Origin of the sequence: Rhodococcus sp. AW25M09, assembly GCF_000333955.1 — a bacterium.
Lineage (GTDB): Bacteria > Actinomycetota > Actinomycetes > Mycobacteriales > Mycobacteriaceae > Rhodococcoides.
Genome location: NZ_CAPS01000049.1, coordinates 1 through 20,280, shown reverse-complemented (window position 1 = coordinate 20,280; position 20,280 = coordinate 1). Strand labels below are relative to the sequence as shown.

The 20,280-nt window shown below is 65.1% G+C and carries 25 protein-coding genes and 1 pseudogene; 4 read left to right on the top strand and 22 right to left on the bottom strand.

Annotated elements, in window-relative coordinates:
• Positions 1 to 198 precede the first annotated feature (198 nt).
• From RHODMAR_RS26925 to RHODMAR_RS09215, 3 genes are read left to right on the top strand one after another with little or no spacing between them, the layout of a single operon-like run.
• Positions 199 to 1,548 (top strand): serine hydrolase, encoded by a 1,350-nt coding sequence (locus RHODMAR_RS26925; protein WP_051047908.1) that lies wholly within the window; start codon positions 199 to 201, stop codon positions 1,546 to 1,548.
• Between the two features lie 46 nt (positions 1,549 to 1,594).
• A complete protein-coding gene (locus RHODMAR_RS09220; RefSeq protein WP_008713699.1) occupies positions 1,595 to 1,801 on the top strand; it encodes a hypothetical protein in 207 nt (68 codons plus the stop codon).
• 43 nt (positions 1,802 to 1,844) lie between these two features.
• Entirely contained in the window at positions 1,845 to 3,812 is a 1,968-nt protein-coding gene (locus tag RHODMAR_RS09215) for an acyl-CoA dehydrogenase family protein (protein ID WP_008713698.1), read from the top strand.
• A gap of 17 nt (positions 3,813 to 3,829) precedes the next feature.
• On the opposite strand, the gene RHODMAR_RS29580 is transcribed toward RHODMAR_RS09215, so the two are convergent.
• The 16 genes and pseudogenes from RHODMAR_RS29580 to RHODMAR_RS09140 all read right to left on the bottom strand — a co-directional run bounded on the left by RHODMAR_RS29580 (position 3,830) and on the right by RHODMAR_RS09140 (position 14,697).
• A complete protein-coding gene (locus RHODMAR_RS29580; RefSeq protein WP_008713696.1) occupies positions 3,830 to 4,030 on the bottom strand; it encodes a hypothetical protein in 201 nt (66 codons plus the stop codon).
• A gap of 56 nt (positions 4,031 to 4,086) precedes the next feature.
• Positions 4,087 to 4,173 (bottom strand): annotated as a pseudogene (locus RHODMAR_RS29575) (hypothetical protein); the annotation flags it as partial.
• A gap of 207 nt (positions 4,174 to 4,380) precedes the next feature.
• Positions 4,381 to 5,559, bottom strand: coding sequence for a PQQ-dependent sugar dehydrogenase (locus tag RHODMAR_RS09205; RefSeq protein ID WP_008713694.1), 1,179 nt, complete (start codon positions 5,557 to 5,559; stop codon positions 4,381 to 4,383).
• Between the two features lie 83 nt (positions 5,560 to 5,642).
• Complete coding sequence (locus tag RHODMAR_RS09200) at positions 5,643 to 5,846, bottom strand: heavy-metal-associated domain-containing protein (RefSeq protein ID WP_008713692.1); 204 nt, start codon at positions 5,844 to 5,846, stop codon at positions 5,643 to 5,645.
• Between the two features lie 20 nt (positions 5,847 to 5,866).
• Positions 5,867 to 6,148: a metal-sensitive transcriptional regulator gene (locus RHODMAR_RS09195; RefSeq protein WP_008713691.1), complete on the bottom strand. Its 282-nt coding sequence runs from the start codon at positions 6,146 to 6,148 to the stop codon at positions 5,867 to 5,869.
• Positions 6,149 to 6,164: 16 nt separating this feature from the next.
• Positions 6,165 to 6,416 carry a hypothetical protein gene (locus tag RHODMAR_RS09190; RefSeq protein WP_008713689.1) on the bottom strand — a complete coding sequence of 84 codons (252 nt, stop codon included), beginning with the start codon at positions 6,414 to 6,416 and terminating at the stop codon, positions 6,165 to 6,167.
• On the bottom strand, positions 6,413 to 6,838 hold the full coding sequence (locus RHODMAR_RS09185; RefSeq protein ID WP_008713686.1) for a hypothetical protein: 426 nt from the start codon (positions 6,836 to 6,838) through the stop codon (positions 6,413 to 6,415). Before RHODMAR_RS09185 ends, RHODMAR_RS09190 begins: the two co-directional genes overlap by 4 nt.
• Positions 6,839 to 6,890: 52 nt before the next feature.
• On the bottom strand, positions 6,891 to 7,319 hold the full coding sequence (locus RHODMAR_RS09180; RefSeq protein ID WP_008713683.1) for a hypothetical protein: 429 nt from the start codon (positions 7,317 to 7,319) through the stop codon (positions 6,891 to 6,893).
• Positions 7,320 to 7,413: 94 nt separating this feature from the next.
• Entirely contained in the window at positions 7,414 to 7,587 is a 174-nt protein-coding gene (locus RHODMAR_RS09175) for a hypothetical protein (RefSeq protein ID WP_157226037.1), read from the bottom strand.
• A gap of 80 nt (positions 7,588 to 7,667) precedes the next feature.
• Complete coding sequence (locus RHODMAR_RS09170) at positions 7,668 to 8,291, bottom strand: hypothetical protein (protein WP_008713680.1); 624 nt, start codon at positions 8,289 to 8,291, stop codon at positions 7,668 to 7,670.
• The gene (hemB, locus tag RHODMAR_RS09165) at positions 8,288 to 9,262 is read right to left on the bottom strand and encodes a porphobilinogen synthase (RefSeq protein WP_008713678.1); all 975 of its coding nucleotides are present in this window, start codon (positions 9,260 to 9,262) and stop codon (positions 8,288 to 8,290) included. The genes RHODMAR_RS09170 and hemB overlap by 4 nt, the downstream gene beginning before the upstream one ends.
• Before the next feature lie 77 nt (positions 9,263 to 9,339).
• Entirely contained in the window at positions 9,340 to 10,902 is a 1,563-nt protein-coding gene (locus tag RHODMAR_RS09160; RefSeq protein WP_008713677.1) for a uroporphyrinogen-III synthase, read from the bottom strand.
• 159 nt (positions 10,903 to 11,061) lie between these two features.
• Positions 11,062 to 12,030, bottom strand: coding sequence for a hydroxymethylbilane synthase (gene hemC / locus RHODMAR_RS09155; protein ID WP_086000248.1), 969 nt, complete (start codon positions 12,028 to 12,030; stop codon positions 11,062 to 11,064).
• A gap of 5 nt (positions 12,031 to 12,035) precedes the next feature.
• Positions 12,036 to 13,433 carry a glutamyl-tRNA reductase gene (locus tag RHODMAR_RS09150; protein WP_008713671.1) on the bottom strand — a complete coding sequence of 466 codons (1,398 nt, stop codon included), beginning with the start codon at positions 13,431 to 13,433 and terminating at the stop codon, positions 12,036 to 12,038.
• Positions 13,430 to 14,260, bottom strand: coding sequence for a redox-sensing transcriptional repressor Rex (locus tag RHODMAR_RS09145; RefSeq protein ID WP_008713669.1), 831 nt, complete (start codon positions 14,258 to 14,260; stop codon positions 13,430 to 13,432). The genes RHODMAR_RS09150 and RHODMAR_RS09145 overlap by 4 nt, the downstream gene beginning before the upstream one ends.
• A gap of 155 nt (positions 14,261 to 14,415) precedes the next feature.
• Complete coding sequence (locus tag RHODMAR_RS09140) at positions 14,416 to 14,697, bottom strand: glutaredoxin family protein (RefSeq protein WP_008713667.1); 282 nt, start codon at positions 14,695 to 14,697, stop codon at positions 14,416 to 14,418.
• Between the two features lie 204 nt (positions 14,698 to 14,901).
• Here RHODMAR_RS09140 and RHODMAR_RS09135 point away from each other — a divergent pair, with 204 nt between their 5' ends.
• Positions 14,902 to 15,837 (top strand): HAD family hydrolase, encoded by a 936-nt coding sequence (locus RHODMAR_RS09135; RefSeq protein WP_051047910.1) that lies wholly within the window; start codon positions 14,902 to 14,904, stop codon positions 15,835 to 15,837.
• A 72-nt stretch (positions 15,838 to 15,909) separates the two neighbouring features.
• On the opposite strand, the gene RHODMAR_RS09130 is transcribed toward RHODMAR_RS09135, so the two are convergent.
• The 6 genes from RHODMAR_RS09130 to proC form a co-directional block, all read right to left on the bottom strand.
• Entirely contained in the window at positions 15,910 to 16,398 is a 489-nt protein-coding gene (locus RHODMAR_RS09130) for a GNAT family N-acetyltransferase (RefSeq protein ID WP_042938544.1), read from the bottom strand.
• Positions 16,399 to 16,420: 22 nt separating this feature from the next.
• The gene (locus RHODMAR_RS09125; RefSeq protein WP_008713662.1) at positions 16,421 to 17,458 is read right to left on the bottom strand and encodes a lysophospholipid acyltransferase family protein; all 1,038 of its coding nucleotides are present in this window, start codon (positions 17,456 to 17,458) and stop codon (positions 16,421 to 16,423) included.
• Positions 17,455 to 18,618 carry an NAD-dependent epimerase/dehydratase family protein gene (locus tag RHODMAR_RS09120; protein ID WP_232433610.1) on the bottom strand — a complete coding sequence of 388 codons (1,164 nt, stop codon included), beginning with the start codon at positions 18,616 to 18,618 and terminating at the stop codon, positions 17,455 to 17,457. The genes RHODMAR_RS09125 and RHODMAR_RS09120 overlap by 4 nt, the downstream gene beginning before the upstream one ends.
• 145 nt (positions 18,619 to 18,763) lie before the next feature.
• On the bottom strand, positions 18,764 to 18,865 hold the full coding sequence (locus RHODMAR_RS27480; RefSeq protein ID WP_003402602.1) for a 30S ribosomal protein bS22: 102 nt from the start codon (positions 18,863 to 18,865) through the stop codon (positions 18,764 to 18,766).
• Between the two features lie 204 nt (positions 18,866 to 19,069).
• On the bottom strand, positions 19,070 to 19,306 hold the full coding sequence (locus RHODMAR_RS09115) for a helix-turn-helix domain-containing protein (protein ID WP_008713658.1): 237 nt from the start codon (positions 19,304 to 19,306) through the stop codon (positions 19,070 to 19,072).
• Between the two features lie 127 nt (positions 19,307 to 19,433).
• Complete coding sequence (gene proC, locus RHODMAR_RS09110; RefSeq protein WP_042938543.1) at positions 19,434 to 20,249, bottom strand: pyrroline-5-carboxylate reductase; 816 nt, start codon at positions 20,247 to 20,249, stop codon at positions 19,434 to 19,436.
• Positions 20,250 to 20,280 lie beyond the last annotated feature (31 nt).

The window sequence follows — 20,280 nt, the reverse complement described above, 5'->3', positions numbered from 1 at the left end:
TTTGACTCCCGACTGTTTCGAGCGCCGAGACGGCACACGTTCGTTGTCAGGTACCCGAGCAAAGCACCGGTAAACACTCCGAAAGCCGCGTCCACCCCTCGGGGATGCAGGCGATCGACTCGAACCGTCGCGACGACCCAGCGGCTCCGGCCACTCACCCTTGCAGGCGAAATGTCCGAATCCGTTAACATCGCAAGCATGATGACGCCGTGCACCACGACGAGACTCGCCGGCGTTGTCCTGGCGGCAACCCTGACACTCTCCGCTTGTGCGGGCACTGCCACAGCACCCACGCCCACGACCACCGCGGCACCGGCCTTCACCGTCGACACCTCAACTCCTGTCGGGGCACTCAACGACCGGATTCTGCAATGGATCAACGGGGACGACGCGCCCGATCCGGCTGCGGTGAGGGCTGTCACGGGCCCCGAGCTGGCGGCGGCCGTCGAACCACTCGGCGGACTCGTCACCCCACTCGAACAATTGCGTGCCGGACGACCGAATGTGGCCACCGGCTTCGAGTTCGGTCCCGCAGGCGGAGTACTCAGCTTCACCACCGCGGGCATTCCCGCCACGATCTCGACCTCGATCGGAACCGACGGCGCGCTGAACGGGTTTCTGGCCAGACCCGACACCCCCGAGATCTTGTCGTTCGACGAACTCGACGGGGCGCTGTCGAGGGTGGCCCCGAATTACTCCTACAGCGCGTCTCGCCTCAACGGCGGTGAGTGCGAGGCCGTCTACTCCACCAACGCCGACATCGTGCTCCCGTTGGGGTCGGTGTTCAAGCTGTATGTCCTCGGCGCGCTCACCGACGAGATCCAGGCAGGAACGGTCGAATGGGACGAGCAGCTCATCGTCCGTGATGCGACCAAGAGCGCGCCGTCAGGTGAGCTGCAGAATCTGCCCGACGGTGCGGCGGTGTCGGTTCGGGAGGCCGCCGAGAAGATGATCTCGTTGTCCGACAACACCGCAACGGATCTGCTGATGAAACGCCTCGGCCGCGAACGGGTCGAACGCCAACTGAGCGTCATGGGGCATCACGATCCGGCTGTCATGACGCCGATGATGGACACCCGCCAGTTCTTCGTCATCGGGTTCGGAGATCCCAACATGCGGTCCGAGTGGGCCGACGCAGACCCGGGAACTCGGGTCGAGCTACTCCAGCGAGCAGACGCGCGACCGCTCGAGATCGACTTCGAGAATTTTCTCGACAATCCGGCGTCGGCCGATGGAGTGGAATGGTTCGCCAATGCACAGGACGTCTGTGCTGCGATGGGGTATCTGGCTTCCGGCCCGGCAGCGAAGGAGAACCGCCGCATCCTGGCGATCGCTCCGGGCGTGCAGCTCGACGCGGCACTGTGGCCGTATTCGGGGTTCAAGGGCGGCAATGCTCCCGGCGACCTGGCCGGGGTGTTCCTGGCCACCGATGCGTCCGGTCGGGACTGGATCGTCACCGAGCAGTTCCGTGCCGACGGCGCGATAGATCTGATTCCGACCAGCTACGCATCGCTCGTTGCCCAGGAGTCGTTCGCACTGCTCGAGTGAGTGAGATTTGTAACGTCCGTGTTACCGGTACGTTACACTCGCAGTCGTGGAGGAAGAACACGAACAAGCCCGGTACGCCTGGCCGACGGGCTTCGAAGAGTTCCTGATCGGCGAGTTCACCGACTTCAGCCCACTGATGGACCGGGCGCTGCAGGACAACTGGGCGTCCCTGCTTCATGACGGGCCGGACGCAGAATCGGGCTTCTGGCGTACCTGCCGAGCAGTGTTCAAAGAATTCGTCTGGCCGGTCTGACTTTCCGGCTCTCACAGGCGGCCGCAAAAGGTTACCGTCGAGTATGGCAACCACAACGGATCACCTTCGGAACACTCTGGACGGCCGCTGGCGAGATGTGAAGAACGAAGCGCGCAAGCAACTCACGCGCGACGAGTTCCGTCCGCACTACACGCCGAACACCGTCATCGCCCGCACCAAAGCGCGCGAACAACTCGAGCTTCTCGCCGCCGCAGGTGCTGCCGAGGACGGCTTCAAGAAAGAACACGGCGGTACCGGCGATGTCGGCGCAGCGGTGACGATGATCGAGATGCTCGCGATGAGCGACCTGTCGTTGATGGTCAAGGCCGGCGTCCAGTGGGGACTGTTCGGTGGGGCTATCGAAAATCTCGGCACCGAACGGCACCACGAGGCCTACGTCCCCAAGATAATCAGTCTCGATTTGCTCGGCTGCTTCGCCATGACCGAGACCGGCCACGGAAGCGACGTGCAATCGCTCGAGACCACGGCCACCTACGATTCGAAGACGGACGAGTTCGTCATCAACTCCCCCACGCCGTCTTCGCGTAAGGACTACATCGGCGGTGCCGCCGAAACCGCGACGGTCGCAGCCGTGTTCGCCCAGCTCATCACTGCAGGTCCGGGCCAGGAGCCCGAAGGCCATGGCGTGCACTGCTTCTTCGTTCCGCTGCGCGACGAGGACGGTGCCGATCTGCCCGGTGTCACCACCTCGGACTGCCAGTACAAGGGCGGGCTCCCCGGCGTCGACAACGGCCGCCTCATGTTCGACCACGTCCGTATCCCACGAGACAACTTGCTCAACAAGTACGCCGACGTCTCCGAAGACGGTACGTATTCGTCCCCTATCGAGAACAAGTCCCGCCGATTCTTCACGATGCTCGGTACGTTGATCCGCGGACGCGTCACGGTCGGCGGCAGTGCCGCCGCCGCGGCCCGCGTGGCCCTCGACATCGCGACGCGATACGCGTTGCAGCGCAGGCAGTTCGCCGCACCCGATTCCGAGCAGGAAGTCCTGATCATGGACTACCTGGTGCATCAGCGTCGGCTGTTCCCGCTGATCGCCAAGTCCTACGCCCTGCAGTTCGCGCAGAACGAGCTCGTGTCGAAGATGCACGAGCTGCAGACCGCGGACAGCCCCGATGCAGAAGAGCAGCGCGAGCTCGAAGCCAGGGCTGCAGGACTCAAGGCCGCGAACACCTGGCATGCGACCGCCGCGATCCAGGAGGCCCGTGAAGCATGCGGCGGCGCAGGCTATCTTGCAGAGAACCGATTGATCTCGCTCAAGGCCGATACGGATGTGTTCACCACGTTCGAGGGCGACAATCATGTGCTCACCCAGCTGGTGGCCAAGGAACTGCTCACCGCGTACGCCGACGACGTGAAGTCGATGAGCCCGGTCGAGTGGGTCAAGTTCGCTGCCGATATGGTCGGCGACCGAGTGGTCAAACGCACTGCGGCACAGGCGATCATGCAGACCATCCTCGACCGACGCCAGGACAACGAGGAAGAGGGCTCGCTGTTCAACCGCGGTACTCAGGTCAAGATGTTCGAGGATCGTGAGGAGTACCTACTCTCCACCGTCGCTCGCCGCTTGCAGTCCAAATCCAAAGAGACCAGCTCGTTCGAGGCGTTCAACGCGGTGCAGGATCACGTGCTGCATGCAGCGAGTGCCCACATCGATCGCATCGTCTTCGAGGCCTTCATCGCCGGCATCGAATCGTGCGAAGACGCCACCACCAGGGAACTGCTGGAAGAGGTCTGCGATCTGTATGCACTGTCGGTGATCGACAAGGACAAGGCGTGGTTCATCGAGCATCGCTACCTGTCCACCGAGCGGTCCAAGGCAGTCACGCGCGCCATCAACGAGCGGTGCCGGTCGTTGCGTCCGCACGCGGAATTGCTCGTCGACGGCTTCGGAATTCCCGACGCGTTGGTCGGTGCGGCGATGCTGGGTGATCCAGGAGCAGGCGCCGAGGAAGAACCTGCCGGCAACCCCAGTCACGCGAACTGACACGTGACCGGATCGAACTAGGGGGCTATCGCGAACACCCGGCAGGGGCCGCCGGTCGCGCCCGCGTGCTTCGGTGCGCCGACGACGACCGTCGCCCCTGCCGGCGGCACCGCATCGAGATCGGCGAGCGCTTCGACCCCATACCGACCAGCACCGAGAACTGCAGTGTGGGCGGGGTATCGGCGGTCGCCCATCCGGTCGAGGCTGAGCGTGTCCACGACGACGAGCGGTGAGCCGGGGCGTCGAGGTGCGTGCTGGTGTGCTCCCAGTACGAGAGCTCGTCGACCGAGAATCCGCCGAACTCGTAGGCCGCGACCGGACGCATCGAGAACGGTTCGTTACCGGGCCACACCGGAAACATCGGAAATATCGAACTCAGGGTGTGCGTCAGGTCGATCGGTCGGCCTGACGGAACATCCGGAGTGACAACAGGTTCGGCGCGCACGGTTGCGCTCGCCGCGACCGTCAGCGCGGCAGCGCCCAACGATCCGAACAGCGCCCTACGATCCGAACAGCGCCCTACGGCCAATTCTGCGGTGTACTGCCTCGATTACCTCGAGGCCACACATCAGCCGGCAGCGGGAGTGACGAGCAGAACCTTGTCGTCGGATCCGTTGTCGGTGGTGAGCAGAAAAGCTCCGTCGTCACCGAAGCTGGTGAGCGAACGCAGACGCCCATACGCGCCGACCAACGCATCCGCTTCGTCGACGTACTCGGTGCCGTCCTCGGACAGCTTGAGAAACAGGAGCTTCTCGCCCTGCTGACTCGACACCACCGCAGCCCCGTTCCAGGAACCCCATCCCGCTCCGTTGGCGAAGGTCAGGCCGGGCGTCGCGATCGTGGGGCTGCCCGAACTCCAGACTGCTGCACGTGCACCGGGCACCCGGGTCGGATCGGTCATCGGCACCGATTCGTCGTAGATCACCGGGAGTCGATCGGGGCGGTAGCCGTAGTTGCCGCCGGGCACCAGCAGATTCAGTTCGTCGTCTCGGCTCGTCCCCTGCTCCACCTCGTAGATCTGATCGGTTCCGGGACGGATCGCCAAACCCTGCACGTTGCGGTGGCCGAGCGTGAAGATGCGATCCGGCGAACCCGCGGCGGCAGTGCCATCTGCGTCGACATGCAACACCTTGCCGCCCAGCGAGTTCCGATCCTGGGGAACGCTAGGGCTCGCGGTGTCCCCGGTGCCGATGTACAGCGTGCCGTCGGGATGAGCCAGGATTCGGCAGCCACCGTGTCGGCCACCGTCGGCGACGGGAATGTCGTCGATCAGCGTGCCGGTGCGTGTCAGAGCGGTCCATGCCGGGTCCACGGTCCACGAGACGACAGCGATGTGGTTGTCACTGCCACCGCCGCCCGCGCTTCCGGTCCCGGCACTACCGGTGCCTGCGCCGCCACCCTGCACACCTTGGCACGTGTAGATCGTTCTGGATGTCTCGAAGTCGGTCGCCAGCTCGATGCCCATCAGACCGGTCTCGCCCGACGCATAGAGATCGCCCAGATCCGCGTCCAGCTCACGGGTGACCCCGTCGACGTCGCGAATCACGAACCGCCCGGAACGTTCCCCCGTCAGGACCGTGCCGTCCGGAGCGACCACCACATCCCATGGTTTCGCGAGGCCGTCCAGCACGGTGGTGACCGTCAGATTCGGAAGCGGATCGGACTGGGCCGTTGCGCCCGTCGAACATGCCAGCGTCAGAAAGACGCTGGCGGCGAGCACTCCGGAACTGGACACCAGCTTGTTCATGCACTCTCCTGACGACAATCCGCGATCGGTCCGATATGACCGGTATCACACGATATTAAACACAGTCAGAAGGTCACGCCGAATCAGGACGCGAGTCGGTACCCGGCCTCCGAGATGGCGGCGTCCACCACTGCGGTATCGAGAGCCGAATCACTGCTCACGACGACGGATCCGGCAGCCACATCGACATCGACGCCGATCACACCTGCGATCTCCGAAACTTCTTCTTTCACCGACGCTGCACAGTGTGCGCACGTCATGCCCTCGACCGAATATGTCGTCTGCATGCGGGTTTCCTCTCTTCTCGTCAGGAACGTACGAGGCGCGCGATGGCCTCGGATGCCTCTTTCACTTTTGCGTCCGCCTCGGGACCGCCCTGCCTCGCGGCCTCGACGACACATCCGGCGAGGTGAGCATCGAGCAGTTTCAGCGAGACCGACTGCAGCGCTTTGGTGGCTGCAGAGACCTGGGTGAGGACATCGATGCAGTAGCGGTCGTCCGCGACCATCCGGGATATCCCGGACACTTGACCTTCGATACGGCGCAATCGCTTCAGCAGATCATCCTGCTCGGCACTGTAGCTGCTCATACCAGCGATGATACCCCTACCCGGTAGGGGGTGTTCGATCTGTCAGGACCCGACGGACTCCGTCGACGAGCAGTAGACCGGCAACGATGACGGCCAGGGCACCCAGCGCGACCCAGGACCCCGAGTAGAACGTCCCCGAATACGCCGGCGACACATCGGGAACTGCGGGAAACTCGGTGGTTCGCACTCCCGCATTCCAGCAGGCCACGGCCCCGATCACCGCGAGCAATGCCACCGCTGTCTCGGCCCACCCGAGGAACTTCCTCACAGGTACTCCCGCTTGGCCGTTTCGAGGGCCGAACGCAAACCGTCCTCGTCCTTCGCCCATGCCTGGACCAATCCGCCGCCCACCAGACGCAGCCCGATGCCATGACGCTTGCGGGGCACACCCGAGAGTTCTCCGAGCACTCGCGCGGTCTCCCATCTCTTGGGCTCGTATTCGTCGTCGGCGTACTCGGCCGGCGGAAAGACGTCGTCGATGTCGACGAGGTCGACGGTCTCGGTGCCTTGCCGTAGCTGTCGCGTGGTGAGTTCGACACTGACGTGCATCCGCGCAGCGCGCAACTGAACGTAGGTGAAACCGACGAGGATCAGCGAGAACAGCACGAGAGCGAACCAGTGGATCACCGGACCGGACGCAATCTCGACCGCCAACACCACCAGGCAGAACACGGGCCCCCAGGCCAGCATCCGCCACCGACCACCGGGCTCGTGGAACAGTACTGGATCTTGGGTGGGGGTCTCACTGCTCACGTTGGAACCATTCCCTCGCCGACGGCCGGTAGACGAGAACTGCTGCGATGATCAGCCCGACGGTGATCACCAACGGGACGAAGGGGAACACCAGCCCGGCGAAGATCAGCATCATCGCGGCTGCCCCGGACAGGGACACCAGCGCGCGCCGAAACCTGCGGTCACCGCCGCGGACGTGACTCGACATCAGCCCGACGGCCAATCCGACCAGTCCGGAGATCACACCGAGGCCGCGAAACACGGTCAGGAACGAATCGCCCTGTTCTGCCGAGCTGAACGATGCGCGAATCTGGTCGGCGGGCAGCGTCAGTGCAATCATGCAGATGACGATCAGCAGCACCGCCGAAGCCAACCACAGCCAGTAGGCCGCGGACACCACACGGGGCCGGACGATCGGTGTGTCCATTTCTGCGCTCACGCCAGACATCCTGCCACCGAGGGTGGCTCAGGGTTTGCGTCGGCGAAATTTCGACACTGCCGCAGAGCGATCGACGTGTACTGCCGCGACGCGCTCAGCCTGCAGAAATCCCCAGCGCCATGATCGCGATGGCGGCCGAGACAGCGAGCAGCAGTCCGAGCAACGCCCAACCGGGCCGACCGCTCTCGGCCGGACACGTGTCGCGATCGGCCACCGGTACTACGTCCGGCTGCGCAACGCTCACTGCTGCAGGGATGTTCTCTGCCATGTCGAATCCGATCACTCGATCTGTTGTCCCGGGTGATGCTAGTCACATGCTCGGGGACTCGACCGAGAACACGCCCGAAACTACTGCTTTCTCGACGCGACGAAGTATTCGTTGGATTCACGTCGATGCATCAGATAGATCGCTCCGGCCGCGAGGACACCCTGGCCGATACCGAGCACGCTCATCACGATGTTCGCCGCACCGGTACTCGACGCAATGGCGAACAGATCGAGGACCGTGGTGAACACGGTGAACGATCCGATGACGGTGAGCAGCATCCGGGCCCACATCTTGCCTGCGCGCATCCGCTTGACCCAGAACAGGAACAACGCCCCGAAGCCGAGCACGATGAACACCGTGACGACCAGCATCACCGTCACCATCGACTGTGTGGACTCGACGGTCATGTCTGCTGCCGCGTCCTGAGCGGCGAGGTCGTCGAGCAGGGACTGCGCGAATTCTGCACGTGCCCCGAACAGCGTCCACACCGAATACAGAGCCGAGATCGCCCCGATCAACGCCACTGCCCACCACAGATGGCGGGATGTCTCGATGTCGACGGGTGCCGGGCGCGGCGTCGGCTCGAGCTCCGGGCCCGACTGCGGGAAACCGTGCTCGAGCTCCCAGCGCTGCCAATCCGGTTGCGGCGGTGGGTTACCCGGTACGTTGCTGTCCGGATTGTTCCCCGGAGGAAAATCGTTCACAGCCAACCTGCCACTTCGGTCGCCCAATAGGTCAGTACTACATCGGCACCGGCACGCCGAATGCCGACGAGTGATTCCAGCACCGCGGCGTCGCGATCGATCCACCCGTTCTGCGCCGCGGCGGTGATCATGGCATATTCCCCGGAGATCTGATACGCCGCAACCGGAACCGGTGACATCTCGGCGACGTCGCGAAGAATATCGAGATAGGACATCGCCGGCTTGACCATCACCATGTCGGCACCCTCGGCGAGGTCGAGCTCCACCTCGTGAGTGGCCTCGCGTCGATTGGCACCGTCCTGCTGATACGTGCGGCGGTCTCCCTGTAGCGACGACCCGACGGCCTCGCGGAACGGGCCGTAGAACGCCGAGGCGTACTTCGCCGAATACGCCAGCTGTCCCACCTCGACGTGCCCGGCCGCGTCGAGTCCGGCGCGGATGGCACCGACCTGTCCGTCCATCATTCCGCTGGGTCCGAGCAGATGCGCGCCGGCATCGGCCTGCGCGACGGCCATGTCCACGTAGCGCAGCAGGGTGGCGTCGTTGTCGATCGATCCGTTCTCACTCAGAACACCGCAATGTCCGTGTGAGGTGAACTCGTCCAGGCACGTGTCGGCCATGATGACCGTCGAATCACCGAGGTCCGCTTTCAACCGGGCCAGACCGCGGTTGAGGATTCCGTCGGGATCGGTTGCCCCCGAGCCGCTCTCGTCCTTGTCCTCGGGCTTGGGCACCCCGAACAACATGACCCCACCGACGCCTGCCGTGACGGCCTCCTCGGCGGCAGCGCTCAGCGAATCCAGCGTGTGCTGGAACACTCCGGGCATGGAGCTGATCGCCCGGGGTTCGGCGATTCCGTCGGCGACGAACATCGGCAGCACCAGATGCCGTGGCTCCAAAGAGGTTTCGGCTACGAGCCGACGCAGCGCGGGGGTGCGGCGCAGGCGTCGGGGGCGGTCTGTGGGGAACACGGGTGAACCTGCCTCACTTCGTTCGGCTCGTGCGCCTTTTGCGTCCTCCTGGGTATGCAAAAGGCGCACGAGGCGGATCAGCGCCTACGTGACTTCTTGCGCGGCGGGGGCAGCGCGCCCTCCGCCCGCAAACGAGCCGCATGCTCGGCGAGCGCCTCGACCAGCGGTCCGACCTGAGCCGATTCGGGCTGCACGTCCACGCGCAGACCGAATTCGACGGCAGTCTCGGCGGTCTTGGGGCCGATGCACGCAACCAGGGTGCGCGCATGCGGCTTTCCGGCGATACCGACCAGGTTCCGGACGGTGGAGCTCGAGGTGAAGCACACCGCGTCGAATCCGCCGGTCTTGATCATCTCGCGGGTCTCGGCGGGGGGCGGCGCTGCCCGGACGGTGCGGTACGCGGTGACGTCGTCGATCTCCCAACCGCGCTCGCGTAGACCTTCGGCGAGCGTTTCGGTCGCGATGTCAGCGCGAGGCAGAAGAACTCGGTTGACCGGGTCGAACACCTCGTCGTAGGGCGGGAAGTCTTCGAGCAGTCCGAGCGAGCTCTGCTCCCCCGACGGCAGGAGTTCGGGGTTGATGCCGAACGAGCGCACCTTCGCCGCGGTTGCCTCACCGACACACGCGATCTTGACGCCGGAGAACGCACGGGCGTCCAGGCCGAACTCCTCGAACTTCTCCCACACTGCGCGCACGGCGTTGGTGGAGGTGAACACGACCCACTGGTAGCGGCCGTCGACCAGGCCCTTGACGGAGCGCTCCATCTGAGCGGGGCTCCGCGGGGGCTCGACGGCGATGGTCGGAACCTCGATGGGAATGGCTCCGTGGGTGACGAGGCGATCGCTCATCTCGCCGGCCTGGTCCTTGGTGCGCGGCACCAGCACGGTCCAGCCGTACAGTGCGCGAGACTCCCACCAGGACATCTTGTTTCGACCCGACACGACCTTGCCCACAGTGACGACGAGGGAACCGACGAGCTCGGAACCGGCGTCGTTGAGGGTGGCCAGGGTTGCCTCGACGGTCCGCTGCTGACGGGTGGTGCCTCGGACGGTGATCGCCGCAGGCGTCTGCGGGGCCAGACCGTGTTCGACGAGGGCGCTGGCGGTTTCGGCCAGGTGACCCGACGTCGCGTGCAGCACCAGCGGGCCCGGAGCAGCAGCCAGCGCCGTCCAGTCGACTTCGCCGCGGACGTCGGCCTCGGTGTGACCCGATCCCAGCGCCATACCGGCGTAGCTCGGCACCGCAGATCCCGCAGGCAGGCCGGGGAGCACCTCGAACGGCACGTGAGTCCGAGCGACGGCACTGACCTCGGCGATCACCGAATCGGTCGTCAGTGGATCGCCGGAAACCAGGCGAACCACGTCGTGACCGTTCTTGGCTTCGGCGAGAAGCGTTTTGGCGACCTCGGCGGGCTCACCGAGTGCCGGCCGCACCTCGACGCCGTTCTCTCCGGTCTCGGCGTCCCGGGGGACGTCGGCACCGACGAGCGCGGTAACGCCCTTGTCGACGTCGGGATCGGTGAATGCGAGTTCGGCTGCTCCGAGCACTTCCCGTGCCCGGACGGTGAGCAGCGCCGGGTCACCCGGCCCGGATCCCACGAACAGGATCCGTCCGTTGGTGTTCTTGCGGACTGGGCTCATCGGTTGTTCTCCAGTGCTGTCTTGTGTGGGTACTGCAGTTCTATCGGGGTTGCCGCGCCCCGTTTCGGAATCAGTCGAGCGGTGGCGATCGACTCTCTTCGCACGACCGGACGGGTCGCCGTGCGTTTGGCGCGTCCGCGGACGGGTGCTGTTATGGCCCTAGACATGAGATCCGCCCTGTGCGTGAGAACCGGCCTGCGCTGGTTCGGTGACTGAAACAAGTTCGCGCGCACCGAGATCGAGCAGTTCGCGAGCCAATTCACGGCCCAGCTCCTCGGCGCGGTCGGGTGATCCGACGATCGACGCGCGGATGGTGTCGCTGCCGTCGATGGCGGCAACACAACCGCGCAAAGACAGTTCGTCGAAGATGCGACCGTCCTCGTCGATGGATTCGACGACCTCGGCGATCGCACCCACCGGCGCGGTGCAGCCGGCTTCGAGCTCGGCGAGCAGGCCACGTTCGGCTGCGACCGCTGCGCGCGAGTGTGCATCGTCGAGAGTGGCTATCGCGCTGACGAGATCGGTGTCCGCAATGCGGCATTCGACCGCCAGCGCACCCTGGGCCGGTGCCGGCAGCATCTGCACCGGATCGAGCGCTTCGGTGACGACGTCGAGTCGGCCGATGCGGGCCAGCCCGGCGCGGGCCACGACCACGGCGTCCAGCTCGCCCGAGGCCACCTTCCCGATTCTGGTGTCGAGGTTGCCGCGCAGCGGGCGGACGTCCAATCCCTGTCCGAGAGCTCGCAATTGCGAGATCCGGCGCGGTGCGGACGTACCGACCTTCGCCTCTGCCGGTAGTTCGCCGAGCACCAACCCGTCGCGAGCGACCAGGGCATCCCTGGGATCCTCACGCGCCGGAATGGCGGCGATGGTGAACCGCTCGTCGGCCGCCGTGGGCAGATCCTTGTACGAGTGCACGGCGATGTCGACGGTGCCGTCTGCCAGTGCCTCGCGCAGTGCTGCGGTGAAGACGCCTACGCCGATCGTCTGCACCGGAGCAGCCGACAGATCGCCTGCGGTTTTGACGATCACCAGCTCGGCCTCGACTCCGGCTGCAGCGAGGGCAACGCGAACGGTGTCGGCCTGCGTGGTGGCGAGCAGGCTTCCGCGTGTGCCGATCTTGACGATGTCGCTCATTCCGAATGCTCCTGACCGGTGGTGCCGGAAGGCAGGTCGGTGCGGCGGGCAGTGAAGTCGTCGACCAGTCCCAACGAGCCGATCTCCATCGGCGTCGCCACGGCATCGACCGAACCGGGGCTCAGCTCGAACAACTCACGCAGCGCGGCGGCGTAGGAATCCCCACCCGGGGTACTGGCGAGCTGCTTCACGCGCACGGTGGGCGAATGCAGCAGCTTGTCCACAACGCGGCGCACGGTCCGGGCCACTTCGTCACGCTGCGGTGAATCGAGCCCGGGAAGCCTCGACTCGAGACGCAGCAATTCCCCTTCGACCACCTCGGCGGCGCGCTGACGCAGTGCCGTCACCGTCGGGGTGACCTCGGCAAGTCGTTGTCCGGCAAGGTAACCCGAGAGTTCGCTGGAGACGATCTCGCGGGCGGCCGACGCGTCGTTCGCGGCAGCACCGGCCGCGGGGTCGCGCTGGAGGGATTCCATGTCGAAGACGGTGATGCCGGGCAACTGCGACACCGCGGCGTCGACGTCGCGGGGCAGACCGAGATCGCAGATCACCAGAGTCCGGTCGCGATCGCGGCGAGCGAGTGCGAGGTGCGCATCGACGATGGTGACCACGGCACCCACGGCGCCGGTACAGGTGATGAGGATGTCTGCCTCGGCCACCGCGTCGGACAGATTCTCGAGGGCGACGGAGGTGGCGGGAATGCCGTTCGAGACGGCGTTCTCGGCCAGGTGGTCGGCTCGGTCGCGGGTGCGGTTGACGACGGTGAGGCCACCGATTCCGGCGCGGCCGAGGTGCGCTACGGCGAGGCCGCCCATGGCTCCGGCTCCGAGCACGACGGCCTTTCGGCCTGCGAGGGAACCGTCGAACAGATCGGCGGCGCGATCGAGGGCAACGGAGACAACCGAGGCTCCGGCCGCGTCGATTCCGGTTTCGCTATGGACGCGCTTGCCCACGCGCAGGGCTTGCTGGGCCAGTTCGTGCAGCACCCGGCCCGACGCCTGCTGCCCGTCCGAGGCGGCGTAGGCCGACCGGATCTGGCCGAGGATCTGCTGCTCACCGATGACCATCGAGTCCAGGCCGCTGGCCACCGCGAACAGGTGCTCCACGGCGGCCTCGCTGTAGCGGACGTACGCGTGCTTGGTCAGGTCCGCGATCTCGAGCCCGGAGTGTTCACCGAGCACTTCGCCGACGGCGGTCAAGGCACCGTGAAACGCGTCGACGACGGCATAGATTTCGACGCGATTACACGTCGACACCACCATGACCTCGGAAATGCTCCCGCTGGCCATCAGTTTGTCGGTCAGTTTCGGGCGATCGGTATCGGTGATGGCGACACGCTCGAGAACTGCGACGGGAGCGCTACGGTGCGATATCCCGACGAGAAGGACACTCACGGTGCAATCACCGATCCGTTTCTTGTCGAACTGTTGACTGGGCTTGGATTGCCGGCGATACGTGGGCCGTGACTGCGGCCGAGGCGCGCCGTGGACGTGAGAGGAGGCGGTGAGACCGGTTGCGGACGAGGTGCGGTGACGATGGTCGGTGCGGATACGCGAGTCGATTCGGACACGTTGCGCGAGCTGTTGAAGGAGAGCACCTGCATCTCCACGGCCAGGTCCACTCGTCGCACCTCGATGTGTTCGGGCACATCGAGCACCATCGGGGAGAAGCTCAGGATGCACTCGACACCGCCTGCGACGAGCTTCTCGGCAACACCGTGCACGGCCTCGTCGGGCGTGGCGATGACGCCGATGGTCGCTTCGAGCTCACGGCAGGCGTTCTCGAGATCGTCGACGTCCCGGACGATCAGTCCGTCGACCTCGGTGCCCACCCGCGCTGGATCGCGATCGAAAAGCCCGACCATGGCGAAACCGCGCCGCGCGAAGCCGCCGTACCCGGCCAGAGCCTGTCCGAGGTTGCCGACCCCGGCCAGCACGACGCGATGTCCGCGGTCGAGGCCGAGTGCGCTCTCGATCTTGGCGCGTAGCCGGGCGACGTCGTAGCCGACACCGCGGACACCGTTGGGGCCGAGGAACGAGAGATCTTTGCGCAGTTTGGCCGATCCGACGCCTGCTGCGGTGGCCAGTTCTTCACTGGAGACGATGAGAACGCCCTCGTCCGCGAGGATCGACAGGACCCGCAGGTACGTCGCCAGACGGGTGACCGTAGCCTGAGGAATGACCCGCTCTACGCCGCTGGGCGACGGGCGCTCTTCGGTCACGTCTGGGGCTCCTCGTCCGAACGGCGTCGATGCCGGTCTTCACGCTGATCCTGCGTTCGTGTCTGTTTCACGAATGCTGTTCACTCCACGGTAACTGCTTGTGAACGAATGAACAAAGTTGCGCATACCGGCCCTCACCTGCACACGGAGACCGATCACACGTTCTTAGGGTGCCCTGCCTCGGCGAGATCTGCTCGCAATCGGGGCACGTCGACCTCCCAGTAACTGTGTTCGATGCCGTCGAGCAGTACCACCGGCACTCGGTCCCCGTACTCCGCACGCAGGTCAGGCGATTCTGCTGCCGCCTCGTCGACGTCGACGACCGTCATCGCCACGTCGAATTCGCGGCACACCTCGGTCAGCACCTCGCGAGCGTGGACGCACGAATGGCAACCTGCGCGGGTGAGAAGAGCCACGCCCTGGGAAGTCGTCTGCATACGACCACTGTGGCACGGGTCCGATGGAGACGAACGTCACACGGAGCGCGCCCGGGTGACGGCGGGGCACGGTGCCTGCGAGCGCTGTCCCCTGCCGGACCTGTCGGGCCCACGGCTAGGCTGCACCCAGTACTCGAGTGGGAGGTGGATGTAGTGAGCGACGGGGGCAGCGACCTGCCGATCGAGGACACGCCCGATATCGATCTGGTCGAGACCGACGATCCGCATGGGGACAAGCAGTTCAAGCGCCGCATTCGGAGGATTCGCAATCCGTTCGGTCCGTCCGATGCCGAGGTCCGCGCCAACGTTGCGGGCCAGGCCAGCGCCGATGCCGCCCTCGCATTGCAGGTCGAGGACGAGGGTGCGATCCCTCGGGATCTGACCGCTGCGGCGTTCTTCGACGTGGACAACACCATGGTGCAAGGTGCGTCGATCATTCACTTCGCTCGCGGGCTGGCCGCTCGCAAATACTTCACCAGCGGCGATCTGGCGCAATTCGCCTGGCAACAAGTGAAATTCAGGGTCAGCGGCAAGGAGAGCAGCGAGGATGTGGCCAGTGGCCGCGAGAAGGCTCTGTCGTTCATCAAAGGCCGGCCCACCTCCGAACTGACCACGCTCGGCGAGGAAATCTACGACGAGGTCATCGCCGACAAGATCTGGGCCGGAACTCGCGCTCTCGCTCAGATGCACCTCGACGCGGGCCAGCAAGTGTGGCTCGTCACGGCCACTCCGCAGGAATTGGCTCAGATCATCGCCAAGCGATTGGGGCTGACCGGTGCGCTCGGTACCGTCGCCGAGAGCAAGGACGGAGTATTCACCGGCCGACTCGTCGGCGATATCCTGCACGGCATCGGCAAGGCCCACGCGGTGCGTTCACTGGCTGTTCGCGAGGGCCTGAACCTCAAACGTTGCACTGCATATTCGGACAGTCACAACGACGTTCCGATGCTCTCACTCGTCGGCACGGCCGTGGCGATCAACCCCGATACCGATCTACGTGAGCTGGCCAAAAATCGAGGCTGGGAGATCCGCGACTATCGCACCGGCCGCAAGGCCGCCAAAATCGGCGTTCCGACCGCGCTGGCATTGGGTGCGGTGGGCGGCGGACTGGCCGCGGTGATCGGCCGCCGCAGGGCGTAACCTCTCCGGCCCCTGTCTTCGGACCGGAACCTGTCTTCGGACCGGCCCCTGTCTTCGGACCGAGCCCTGCGGTCAGACCGTCAGCTGCATCAGCGTCAGGTCGAGCCACCGACCGAACTTGACGCCTACCTGCGGCATCTGTCCGACGGTGACGAACCCGAATTTCTCGTGCAGTGCGATCGACGTGGTGTTCTCGGATTCGATGAACCCCACCAGCACGTGCACGTCGCCTGCCGTGGCCCGCTCGATCAGCTCGCTCAACAATGCGCTGGCCAGGCCGCGACGATAGAAATCCGGGTGGATGTAGACCGAGTGCTCCACCGAATGTCGGTAGCCGCTTTTGACCCGCCATTGGCCGTACGACGCGTAGCCGGCAACCCGGCCGTCGACCTCGGCCGTGAGAACGGGGTATCCCCCGGCGACGCGGCCCTCGAACCACGCTGTGCGATCGGCGAGATCGACCTGATCCTCGTCCCAGATGGCGGTGGTGTTGGCGACCGCATCGTTGTGGATGTCGAGAATTTCCGGCAGGTCTTCGGGCGTCGTGTCGCGGATGTGCACTGCCACACGATAACCCCAGGATCTATCCCAGGAAGACGTTGCGCCTCTTGGCAAGCAGTCGGTACAGCGTGTGCTGAATGGTTTCGCGTACATGGTCGGTCAGCTCGAACAGCACCATCGGATCCTCGAATGCGGTGGCGTCGTACGAGTCGGTGTGGATCGGTTTGCCGAACTCGATGTACCACTTGGACGGCAACGGGATCAGACCCAGTGGGCCGAGGTGCGGAAAGAACGGCGTGACCGGAAAGTAGGGCACGCCCATCAGTCGCGCCAGTGGCGTGATGTCGCCGATCTTCGGATAGATCTCTTCCGAGCCCACGATGGAACACGGAATGATCGGTGCGCCCGTTCGCAACGCCGCCGAGACGAACCCGCCGCGGCCGAATCGCTGCAGCTTGTATCGCTCGCTGAACGGCTTGCCGATGCCTTTGAATCCCTCGGGGAACACGGCGGCGAGCTCGCCGGTACGCAGCAGGCGCTCGGCGTCGGGGTTGCACGCCAACGTGTGCCCCGCCTTGCGGGCGATGGTGCCGACGCCGGGCATCTCGAATGCCATGTCGGCGGCCAACATTCTCAACGGCCGGTGAGCCGGATGGTGGTCGCGCACGGCAACCGACGTCATCAACGCATCGACGGGCACGACTCCGGCGTGGTTGGCGACGACGAGGGCACCACCATCGGACGGAATGTTCTCGATGCCTTTGACTTCGACGCGGAACCACTTGTCGAACAGTGGCCGCAAGAGCGGTAGCCATACTGCGTCCGCGAAATGCGGGTCGTAGCCGAATTCGTCGACGCTGTAGTCGCCGGCCATTCGCCTGCGCACGAACTCGGCGACCGAGGAGATCTGGTCGACGACGGCGGTCTTGGTGTCGTCGATCATCGACAGGATCGGAGCCGGGACCGCCGCCGTCACGCCCGACGCGTCGGCCGGAGCCGGATCGAGCAGCGGTGTCGGCTCACGAGGATCGGCGTAGGCGGAAGGGTGCCGTTCGCGCGAACCCGCAGACGCTCGGACCGAGCGACCGCCGTGCAATGGAATCACTTTGGCCACACTCACCCGTCTCCTCCCCAGCTCGGTGCCGTTTCCGGACCACGAAGCGTGTCCGCTCTATCGAGTGCGTCCGAGCCACCGAGCGACGCCAATGCCCGCGCCGCGGACGCGCCGGTGCCCACGGCCGAGACCAGTCGATCCTCGACAGCGTCGACCCACTCGGTTCTGATGACCGGGCGCAGTGCCGCGCCGCGGACGAAATCGTCGAATGCCTGAACGGTAGTCCACCGCGGATCGAAGCCGAGGACCGAACGCATCCGCATGGTGTCGAGGCCGCATCCGAAGTGGAAATAGTCGAGCTGCTCGGTGGTGAACTCCCGCATCATGCCACCCATGAGGGCACGACCGACGCTCTTGAACAGCGGAAAAGGTACCGGCACCTGGACTCGGCCGGCACGACGAATGGCTTGCGAGAGCATGATCGTCCCGTCGGCTCCGATGTTGAAGGTACCCGACGGCCCTCCTATGGTGGCCCGTTCGAGCGCGGCGAGGGCGTCCTCCTCGTGCAGCAGTTGCATGCGCGCGTCACGGCCGATGATGCTCGGAATCAGCGGCGAGGTCATGTACTGGGAGATCGTGCCGTTGAGCCGCGGCCCGATCAGCGGGGCCATTCTCAGGATCGACACGGCGATGTCCGGTCGCCGCCGGCCGAGTCCGCGGACGTATCCCTCGATATCGATACTGTCCCGCGCATACGCACCGCTCGGTGGGCGTCGAGCACTCATCTCCTCGGTGAACTTCACCGGGTCCTTGGCACTGCAGCCGTACACCGAGGACGACGACCGCAGCACCACCTTCTCCACCGTCGGCGATTTCTGGCACACCGCGAACAGCTGCATCGCGCCGATGACGTTGAGGTCCTTCATCGTGGCGCGACCGCCGGAGCGGGGCGGCTTGGCGACGGTGGCGGCATGCACGACGGTGTCCACACCGGCATTACGAATCACTTTGCCGATCAACGGGTTCCGAATGTCCGCGCGGACGAACTCGGCGCGGCCCATGCGCCGCAAAAGATCCTTGCTCGGCGATTTCGCATCGACGGCGATCACGCGTTCGATCTGCGGATTCTGAGCCAGTCGGGTAACCAGATAGCCGCCGAGGAATCGACTCGCTCCGGTCACCAGGACAACTCGGGGCGCGGCAACACCACGATCGTTCGGACTCACTGCGCACCCCCAACATCGGCTCCGGTGCAAGCCTACTGGATCGGTGGGCATGCGCGAGGTGAGAAGCGCAGGCACGTACGGGAACGAAAGAAGCCCGCCACCGTGGACGGTGGCGGGCTTCCTCGCACAACAGATGCCGGCAGAACTACTTGCCGAGTTTCCTACGCTGCACGCGGGTACGACGAAGCAACTTGCGGTGCTTCTTCTTCGACATGCGCTTGCGACGCTTCTTGATCACTGAACCCATGCGGGTGTCCTCACGTTCTTCTCTAACGTTTTCGCGCACGCCGTTTGCGTACGCCTACCTGACGACCGAAACCTGGAGCTGCAGTCACCGAGCTGGCGCTGGGGCCACGTACTCGCCCACGGCTACACACCGGCTGGCTGGCACGACAATCGCCAATCCTACCGGTGTGAACCGGAACTTACGAAACCGGCCCCGCGTGCACTACTAGCCTGCGTCGAAGTACGAGGTCTCGAGATAGTCGTGGACCGCCTTGGCGTGCACACGAAAAGATCGACCCACCCGTACAGCGGGCAATTCTCCGCCGTGCACCAGCCGGTACACGGTCATTTTCGAAACCCTCATCAACGTCGCCACTTCGGCGACCGTGAGGAACTGCGTTCCGGCCAGAGCCGGTTGACCGTCCGGGGACGAACCCTTGGACGGCTTGTTTATAGACGCCATCAATCCACATACCTCCGGCACGTCTCATGCGGCAGGCTTCCCCTCCTGCCGAACAGACACGCACGTGCTGCCCCCGAGCCTATAGGGACAGATGGGGTTACTGCGACGGGAGTGGGGAAAAGATTTTTCAATCTGCTGTGATGCCCATCTCAATGGATCTGGAGTTCGCGGCCGCGAGAGCATCGAAAAACGCTGCTCGGAGGCCATTTCGCTCCAATTCGCGCACCGCTACGGCCGTCGTGCCGCCCGGCGAGGTCACCGCGTAGCGGAGCTCACTCGCGGTCTGATCCGACCGGTCGAGCATCGCTCCCGACCCCACCATCGTCTGAACCACGAGCGCCGACGCCACCTCGCGGGTCAATCCCAGGCCCACACCCGCGTCGATCATCGCCTCGGCCACCAGGAAGAAATAGGCCGGCCCGGAACCCGACACGGCCGTCACTGCGTCGAGCTGATGTTCTTTGACCACGACCACCTTGCCGACGGCCGAGAGAATCGAACGGACGAGCTCGAGGTGCTCGGCGCGGGCGTACTTGCCCGGTGCCAGCACGCTGACGCCCTCCCCCACGAGCATGGGGGTGTTGGGCATGACCCGGACGACGGGGAACCCTGCCGGGAGCTTGGGCTCGAACTTCGCGGTGGGAACGCCTGCGGCCAGCGAGACGATCAGTTGTTCGCGCTCACCGTCGAGCTCGATCTCGGTGATCTCGGTCAGCGCGGTCTCGACGTCGCCCGGCTTGACGGCCAGCACGATCACGTCGGCACCCTCGGATGCGTCGGCGACGGTGGTGGTGAGCACGCCGAATTCGCCCGCAATCTCGTTGGCGCGGGCTTCGGACTTCTCGGCGACCACGAGGTCGCGCACGGCGTGGCCGGACTCGAGCAGGCCCGCAATCAACGCCTCGCCGATCCGTCCGCCGCCGATCACTGCAATTCTTGTCATGGACGCCAAGCCTGCCATGTCAGTTCGAGCG